The organism is Salinibacter sp., from assembly GCF_036626415.1.
Lineage (GTDB): Bacteria > Bacteroidota > Rhodothermia > Rhodothermales > Salinibacteraceae > Salinibacter.
The window spans coordinates 1-7,965 of the sequence record NZ_JAZKRW010000131.1; the positions used below are offsets into that span (position 1 = coordinate 1).

Annotated in this window: 5 protein-coding genes; 1 reads left to right on the forward strand and 4 read right to left on the reverse strand. The window is 66.2% G+C overall.

Annotation, left to right across the window (positions count from 1 at the left end; genetic code table 11):
• Positions 1–79: 79 nt before the first annotated feature.
• From V5A20_RS11945 to V5A20_RS11960, 4 genes are all read right to left on the reverse strand, one after another.
• Positions 80–2,746 carry a carboxypeptidase-like regulatory domain-containing protein gene (locus V5A20_RS11945; RefSeq protein WP_332316679.1) on the reverse strand — a complete coding sequence of 889 codons (2,667 nt, stop codon included), beginning with the start codon at positions 2,744–2,746 and terminating at the stop codon, positions 80–82.
• Positions 2,747–2,891: 145 nt separating this feature from the next.
• Entirely contained in the window at positions 2,892–3,902 is a 1,011-nt protein-coding gene (locus tag V5A20_RS11950; RefSeq protein WP_332316680.1) for a FecR family protein, read from the reverse strand.
• A gap of 39 nt (positions 3,903–3,941) precedes the next feature.
• On the reverse strand, positions 3,942–4,481 hold the full coding sequence (locus tag V5A20_RS11955; protein WP_332316681.1) for an RNA polymerase sigma factor: 540 nt from the start codon (positions 4,479–4,481) through the stop codon (positions 3,942–3,944).
• Positions 4,482–5,039: 558 nt separating this feature from the next.
• Complete coding sequence (locus tag V5A20_RS11960) at positions 5,040–6,833, reverse strand: fasciclin domain-containing protein (protein WP_332316682.1); 1,794 nt, start codon at positions 6,831–6,833, stop codon at positions 5,040–5,042.
• Positions 6,834–7,034: 201 nt separating this feature from the next.
• Here V5A20_RS11960 and V5A20_RS11965 point away from each other — a divergent pair.
• Positions 7,035–7,965: acyl-CoA carboxylase subunit beta (locus V5A20_RS11965; RefSeq protein ID WP_332327425.1), on the forward strand; the 931-nt coding region annotated here is incomplete at its 3' end.

Sequence of the window (7,965 nt, forward strand, 5' to 3'; positions counted from 1 at the left end):
CGTTCCGATAGGGCCGGTGCCGTCGTCGGTGCGGCAACGGATGAGGCACCGCAGGAGATGTGAGGGGGCCTGCCGAGGGTCAGTATCGCAGTTCTAGCAGGAGAGACGCGCGACGTCCTGGCAGGGTGCGGCGGACGGGGGTTGGCCGAGAGCCGGTGGGGTCGAGGCTCCAATCGAATGCGTTGTGGCGATCGAGTACGTTCACAAGGTTGAGCCGGGCCTCTGCCGTGAGGGATCGGAAGGTCGTTTGTGCCGTGAGGCCAAGATCGATTCGCGAGAACGGGGCGAGGACCTGATCGCCAGGACGGCGAAGGTCGTACGGGGCGAAATCCTGCACGTCTTCCGTGTGGGCAAGATAGTCGTAATAGGCCCGCCGAAGGGCCCAGGGCCGCCCCCAGGTCCCCTGCCAGTGCGCGTGGGCCTCAAGCCCCTCGGTGAGCGACACGTCGAGGTCGGTGGTCAAGCGGATTGGCTGGGACCACGGGGCCGGGACCGACCGGCCCTCAAATCGGCCCGGGTAGCGGCGTGTGGTGCGGCTCCAGGCCAGGCTCGTGCGCCCGGAGACCCGGTCGCCGTCGCGCTGGATTTGAAGAGCAACCCCGTAGGCCCGTCCGCGGCCCGCCTCCATGAACACAGACTGGTCGTTGATCGCGCGGCGGGCGACGGGGCCGTTCGGGGGACGCACCAGCCCGTCGTAATCGACGTGCAGGGTGCGCGGTTGCCACTTGACGTAAGTTTCGAGGCGGGCGCTCCAGTGGGCGGTGGGGGCGAGGAGAAGCGTTCCGGCAGTGTGATAGGCGCGTGGGGGTGCGATGGTTGGGCCCAATGGAAGCCAGAACTGGACCGAGGGCACGACGGATGTGGGGCCGGTGCTGCTGATTTCCGATTGCATGACGTACTGCCGGTACAACCCGCCCGCAAGCCGAACGGCCAGGTCCCCCAGCGGGGTGGAGGCTCGGTCGTACCGCAGACTGAGCCGAGGTTCGGCGTAGACGGTGCGCCGAGCCGGGAGGTACGTGAGGCGCGTCCCGGCCGTTGCCGTCAGGTGAGGGCCCGGCGCTGTTTCGGCTTCCAGGTAGCTGCCCACCTGCCACGTGCTCGTTTCGTGGGACAGTTCGCCCAGGTATCGGTTGCGCACGCGAAACCGCCCGTGCAGGCGCTGGGGAGACACGCCGGCCCGGATGTGGGTACTGGGGGCCACGCTCACGTCCGCCGTAACGCGGCCCCCCCACTCCCGAATTGCGTTGCCCTCTCCCGCGTGAGGGCCGGTTCGAGCGGCAAACGACGGCGGTGGGTCCGCGGTAAGGGAGCGCCGCGTGGAGTCGCGAAAGCCGTAGAAGGTATGGGCGTCGTGCCAGCTGCCCCACACCTGGGCCGTGCCGGTGACCCGGCTGCTGGCCATCCACTCGTAGCGGCCCTGCAGGGCCGTGTTGGTCCAGTCGTAGCGATCCTGTGAGAGAAGTACGCGGTCCTGTGCCTCGCTGCCGGACACGACGGTTGCCACGTCGGTCCCCAGGCGAGTGCGCCCGTGGTAGCCCGAGACGTACACCTGCTCGAAGGGGGAGATGGACTGCCGCACGGCCCCGTGCACGTCCGAGAATTCCACGCGTGGGGCCCGATGCTGGTACAGGGACGCAGTGGGGCCGGCGACCGGTTCGTCGGTCCATGAGGGAGCCAGGGGACGGTCCAGGGCCGTGCGGGCGTCCAAAAGGGTGCGGAGAGAGGGGGCCTGATACAGGGGCCACACGCTCGTTCGGCCCGCCGCCATTACGCGTCCGTCCTGTGTGTCCGAACCGCCCCAATCCGTATCGAGCCGGCCGTTCACGCTGAGGAGATCAGCGGCTCCGGCGGCGTAGCGGCCGGTTGAGCGCGACAGGTCATGGGTGGCGTCCAGCACGCCGGCGGTGTAGCTGCCGTGAGACGCGCCGAAGCCGGCCTTGTGCACCGTTACCCGCTCCAGCGCCTGCGGACTGAAGGCGCTGAGCAGTCGCCCGACGCTCACAGGCTTGCGGACCGGCACTCCGTCGAGCAGGGTAACGTGCTCCCCGTTGTTCCCGCCCTGCACGTGCACCTCCGCGAGCGGCCGGTTCAACGAGACGCCGACGCGCTGCCCCACCCGTCGCAGCACGTCCGGCGTCCCCTGCCCCGCCGGCTCCTGCAGGGCCGCCGCGTCCACCGTGCTTGCCCCGAGCCCGGCGGACGGGAGGCGTCGCTGCAGGCCGTCCACGATGATTGGGTCCGTTTCCAAGACATCGCGGGCGAGGGCCACACGGACGGTGTCGCGCCCACCCGGAGGCACGCGCACGCTGTCGATGGCCGTGGTGTAGCCGACGTAGGTCACGACGAGGCGATGGCGGCCCGTCCGCACGGGGGCCACGGCAAACTGGCCCGCGGCGTCGGTCGCGGTGCCGGTTTCGGCGTCGGCCAGCAGCACATTCGCGTCGGGGAGGGGCTCCCCTGTGGTGGCATCCACGACCGAGCCGGCGATGCGTCCGGTGGGGGCCGGGGCCTCCAGGGACTCGACGAGGAGGTAACTGCCACTGGCGGTGCGGAGGTAGTCGACGCCCGTCCCGTTCAGTAGACACCGGAGCAGGGCCTCGACCGGGGCGTCGCGCCGCTGACAGTAGACGCGGCGGCCCTCTACGAGCGTGGTGGAGTAGGCGAGGTCGATTCCGGTGCGCGCCACGAGCCGCTGCAGGGCTGTCTCGAGGGGTGCGTCGCGGAGCGTCATTGTATACCCTTCCATGCTCTCCCCGGGGGACTGAGCGTGGCCGAGAGACGGGCCTACACAAAACAGGCCTACACAAAACAATAGCACCGCGCCGGCCACGACGAACACGTTCCGCAGGAAGAGCCCATGAGTGGGCGAAGGGGACGAAAGGGGCATGGTGTCAGTCGCGAACAAGTTCGTATCCCTGGCTCGTTTCGCGGTACGAGAGGCCCTGAATCACGCAGATGTCGCGGAGCACCTCTTCGACCTGGGCTTCCGCTGCGTAGTGCAGCGTCATTGGGGTCGTCTCCGAGGGGTCCGCCCGGAAGGAAAGAGGCACGCCGAACCGGCGTTCGAGCTCTGCGAGGACGGTGGGGAGTGCGGCGTCCCGAATGGCAAATCCGCCGTCCCGCCACGCTCGTGCGTACTTAAGATCGATCGTCTCGGGCGAGGTAGGCGCCTGGTCCGCTACGACCCGGCTCGTGTGCCCGGTTTCGGAGAGGGTGACGCCCGAACGGGAAGACGTCGCAGCTGCTGTCGGCGTCAGGCGTACCCGTCCCGACGAAAGGGCGACGGTTGTTTCGGGGGTGTCGTCGTCCGTCCGTGCACGCACGTCGAACGTCGTGCCCAGCACCTCGATGCGGGCGTTGGGCGTGACGACGTGGAACGGGCGCTCCGCGTTGTCGACATCGAAGAAGGCCTCTCCGGTCAGCCGCACGCGGCGTCGTGATGCGGGCACGAACGGGAAGGACTGAAAGCCCCGATTGTAAGAGAGCGTGGTGGCGCCGTTAACCTCTGCCGTCGACCCGTCTGGGAACGTGACCGTCGTCCGCTCGCCCGCCGCCGTCGTGACCGAGACGGGCTGCTGCCACCACCAGGCTCCTGCCGCCACGGCGCACAACACGAGCACTGCGGTCGCCAGCCTTCGGGCGTAACGCGACGGGCGGGCGTCCTTTCGTTGATCGGGCGGGCGGGCCGGCCGGTCGGTCGTCGGTTTCTCGGGCGCCGAAGGGGCGTCTCCCTCAAGATCCAGGCGATCAGCCAGTTGCGTCCACTCGGCGTCTACGTCGTATTCGGAGGCCCGTGCCTCATCGGTCCGGTGGAGGGCCGCCCAGATCCGCTCGTAGTCCTGCTCCGCATCCGCGTCGGGCGGGCGGAGGTCTGGGGGAAGGGGGGAGGTGTCGTTGTCCATGGGCTCGCGGGACGAGCAGGGAGAGGGAGAAAAAACGAGTCAAGAGCGCAGGTCGGAGCGATGCTCGTGGAGGCGTTCCCGGAGCTGCTTCAGGGCCCGGGCAATGTGGTTGTTAACGGTGCTTGGGGCAATGTCCATGAGGTCCGCAATCTCATCGTGCCCCAGGTCCTGCTGGCGTCGGAGCGTGAGCGCCTCTCGTTGCCGATCGGGAAGATTTTCAATCCAGTCCTGGAGATGATCCCGGAGGAGGTCGGCGTCGAGGGCCTGGTCCGGGGCGGGGGGCGACCCGTGCAGGGCTGCCTCCCGCAGCTGGTCCCGGTTCTTGCGACGCGTCCGCGCGTCCCGCTGCTGGTTGTACACACGGTTGCGGGCCATCCGGAAAACGTAGGCACGGAGCGAGTCGACCGAGGCCATCCGATCGCGGGCCGTCCACAGCTTGGCGAAGGTATCCTGCGTGAGGTCGTGGGCCAGAGACTCGTCCGACACCATCCCGCACACGTACCGAAATACGGGCTCCGACAGGCGCCGAAAAATCGCCTCGAACGCCTCCGTGTCGTCATTCGCGAGGCGGGCACGCAAAACGTCGAGGGATGGGGCCGCCGATGCGGGTCCCTGAACCGGAGACCCGGGTGACGATTCGGGGGCGGGAGCATCGTCCATTGGTTAAGACACACGACATAGAGCATCTCGATCTTGGGGCGCCGGGACACGAGAGAAGTTCTTCGGTCAGGGACGGCCCCCGGCCTATTCCCCTCGTCGTACAGACAGGGTTACCGCTGTGCAAATTTCTACACAACATCCAAGAGACACGGGCTGCAACGGAAAAACCCAGTGTACATACCTTCAATTCCAAGAAGATAAGGTGAAAGACGGTTGGCGTCGGCCGCTACGAAGAATGCTTCGCCTGCCCGTTGAGCCAGTCAGACCGACGGGGGGCGGAAAGCGTGCCACAGATCTCCGATCGGCGTCCCAAGGATGGTTTTACTTTTCGGGCTCATCGAGTCCTGGCCCCGAGAGCAAAAAAACGCCGGGCCCGCTCCCGTACTGGAAGGGGCCCGGCGTGGTGAAAGAAGGTCCGAACGGGGACGGTGTTTCCACAGTGCGGATTGCAAAAATCCCCACAGAGGCCCGGTTGCCCTATGGAATCTGGAGGACAGTGTCGATGCCGTGGATCACTCCGTTCGACGCCTCCACGTCCGGTGCAATGACACTCGCGTTCTCACTGTTCGGGTTGATGGCGACGTCGCTGCCGCTGCGTACAACAGTTGCGTCCGAGCCTTCGAGTGTGGGCAGGGCCGTCTCTGTCGTCGGCACGTCGGCTGCGAAGAAGACGTCGTCCAGGACGTGATACTTGAGAATATCCGCCGCATTGCTCGGGATCTCGCTGTCATCGATCTCGCCGTTGTCGTTGGCGTCGAGGGCCTCCAGGAAGGCCTGATTCGTCGGGGCGAAGACCGTGATGCCATCCTCGCCGTCGGGACCCGGCCCGCTGAGTGCATCGGCCAGGTTGGCCGTGTCCACCAGATCAGCCAGGATGCTGAAGTCGCTTGTCACGGTGGCCCGCTCCACGGCGTCGCGGTTGGTGAGCAGCACGTCATCGACGACGTGTACGACGCCGTTGGCCGCCTCCACGTCCGCAGTCGTTACCTGCGCGCCCTCAACGAAGATGTTGCCACCGTCGATGGTGATTTCCACGTCATCGCCCTGGACCGTGGTAAACGTATCGCCATCGCTTAGGTCATCGGCGAAGGCCGCAGCGCCCTGAACTACGTGGAAGCCGAGCACCTCTTCCAGCAACATCGGGTTGTCGATCAGAAAGTCGACATTATAGGGTGCAAACGAGGCGTCGGCCGGGGCGAAGGCCGTGAAGGTCGCGGCCCGATCATCCAGCGTCGCGTCCAGTCCGGTTGCGTCGAGCGCAGTGTTCAGCGTCGAGAAGTCGTCGTTGTTGGCCACGATGCCGGCGACGGTCGGCTCGGCCAGGCTGGGCGGAATTAGCAGCCCGTCGATCTGGTGGATGATGCCGTTGCTGGCACGCTGGTCCACCCGGTCGAGGTTGAGCGTCGCCTGACCGCCGTTGAATACGACGGAGCCATCGCCCTGCTCCGTGACCGTGACGTCTTCGCCCTGGTTGGTCGGGACGCTCACCTCACCGCCGTTGTCCGCCAGCAGCTGCAGCAGTGCTCCGGAGTCCGTTACGCCATCAAGCGTGTGGTACTGCAGAATTTCCTGGATCTCCGAGTCGCTGAAGCCGCTCAGGTCGGCGTTTTCGAACGCCTCATTCTCCGGGGCGAACGTTGTCCAGACGTTGTCAGGACTGTTGAACGCGGAGGCCAAGCCGGCGTTGTCGACGGCCTGGAAGAGCGACTCCGTGGCGCTGGTAACCTGCAGTCGCTCGCCGGCCGTGCGGTTGGTCAAGAGCACGTCGTCGATGACGTGGGCGACGCCATTGTCGGCCTCTACGTCCGGCGTGGTCACCTGAGCGCCCTCGACGAAGACATTTCCATCCTCGAGGGTCACTTCAATCTGGTCGCCCTGGAGGGTCGTGAAGGTGTCTCCGTCCGAGAGTTGGTCGGAGGTCACGGCCGCGCCCTGCACAACGTGGTAGTTGACCACGGGAGCCACAAGGCCTTCGCGTCCACTGAAGTCGTAGGGTTCGAAGGCAGTGTTGGATGGTGCGAATACCGTGAAGGTGGTGCTTGTATCGTCTAGTGCCTCGGCCTGGTCGTCACTCAGCACATCAGCGAGGGTGCTCAAATCATCGGTGCTGGTGACGACGTCGGTGATCGTGGTGGCTGGCTCGGGCTCAGGGGGGTCGTCCATGCCGCTGTCGCTGTCGCACCCCGTGAGGATGAGTGCGAAGGCGAGAAGGCCGACGCCGAGGCCGGCCCCCCAGCGACGCAATGAAGAGAGAGATTGGCGGAGTTGCATAGCGAGATGGGCGTGTTGGTTTTGAGGTCGAAGAACACAGGCTGTATCTTCTGCCTGAACATTGCGCCCCAATGACACGAGGGCGTCTTCTCGCACCCATCCGCAAACGAAACAAAGACGTAACAGGAGCGGGCAAAGTCCGTCGATCCCGGTCGTACGTCCTCCGTCGCGTTCTGCCAAGCACAATCACCGCACCATCACATGAGTGAATCCGAGGATGCGTCTGCCACTCATCGCGAGTTGTACGAAGGCCTACAGCGCCGCCGCGCCGAGGCCGCGAAAGGGGGCGGGGAGGCGCGCATCGAGCGCCAGCACGAGAAGGACAAGCTGACGGCCCGCGAGCGGCTCGACATTCTCCTGGACGACGACTCGTTCGAAGAGCTGGGCACGTTCGTCCGCCACCAGGAGACCAACTTCGATCTCGACGAGAACCGTCCGCCCGGCGACGGCGTGGTCACCGGCTACGGCACCATCCACGGGCGCCTCGTCTACGTCTTCAGTCAGGACTTTACCGTCTACGGCGGCTCGCTGGGCCGGGCGCACGCGGACAAGATCGTGAATGTGATGGAGAAGGCGCTGGAGAACGGAGCGCCCGTCATCGGCCTCAACGACTCCGGCGGCGCGCGCATCCAGGAGGGCGTCAAATCCCTCGGGGGCTACGCGGACATCTTTAAGCTCAACACGGAGGCCTCGGGCGTCGTCCCGCAGATCTCCGCCATCATGGGGCCGTGCGCCGGAGGGGCGGTCTACAGCCCGGCCATTACCGACTTCACGTTCATGGTGGAGGACTCCAGCTATATGTTTGTGACCGGGCCCAACGTGGTGAAGACGGTCACGCAGGAGGAGGTGACGGCCAACGACCTGGGCGGGGCGCGCACCCACGCCACCAAGAGCGGGGTGAGCCACGTCACCTGCGACAACGACGTGGACTGCCTCCGCCGGATCCGACGACTCATGAGCTACCTCCCGCAGAACTGCGAGGAGGACCCCCCGCGGGTGCCGCGGGAAGAGGTAGAAGATGCGCACGACGGCGACGAGCTTGATGCTCTGGTGCCGGAGGATCCAAACAAGCCTTATGACATGCGGGACGTGATCCGGCACCTCGTCGACGCGGACGACTTCTTCGAGATCC

Bases quoted from the DNA above. Each gene is read 5' to 3' on its own strand.
- V5A20_RS11950 (WP_332316680.1), bottom strand. From the start codon at position 3,902: ATGGACAACGACACCTCCCCCCTTCCCCCAGACCTCCGCCCGCCCGAC.
- V5A20_RS11945 (WP_332316679.1), bottom strand. From the start codon at position 2,746: ATGGAAGGGTATACAATGACGCTCCGCGACGCACCCCTCGAGACAGCC.
- V5A20_RS11960 (WP_332316682.1), bottom strand. From the start codon at position 6,833: ATGCAACTCCGCCAATCTCTCTCTTCATTGCGTCGCTGGGGGGCCGGC.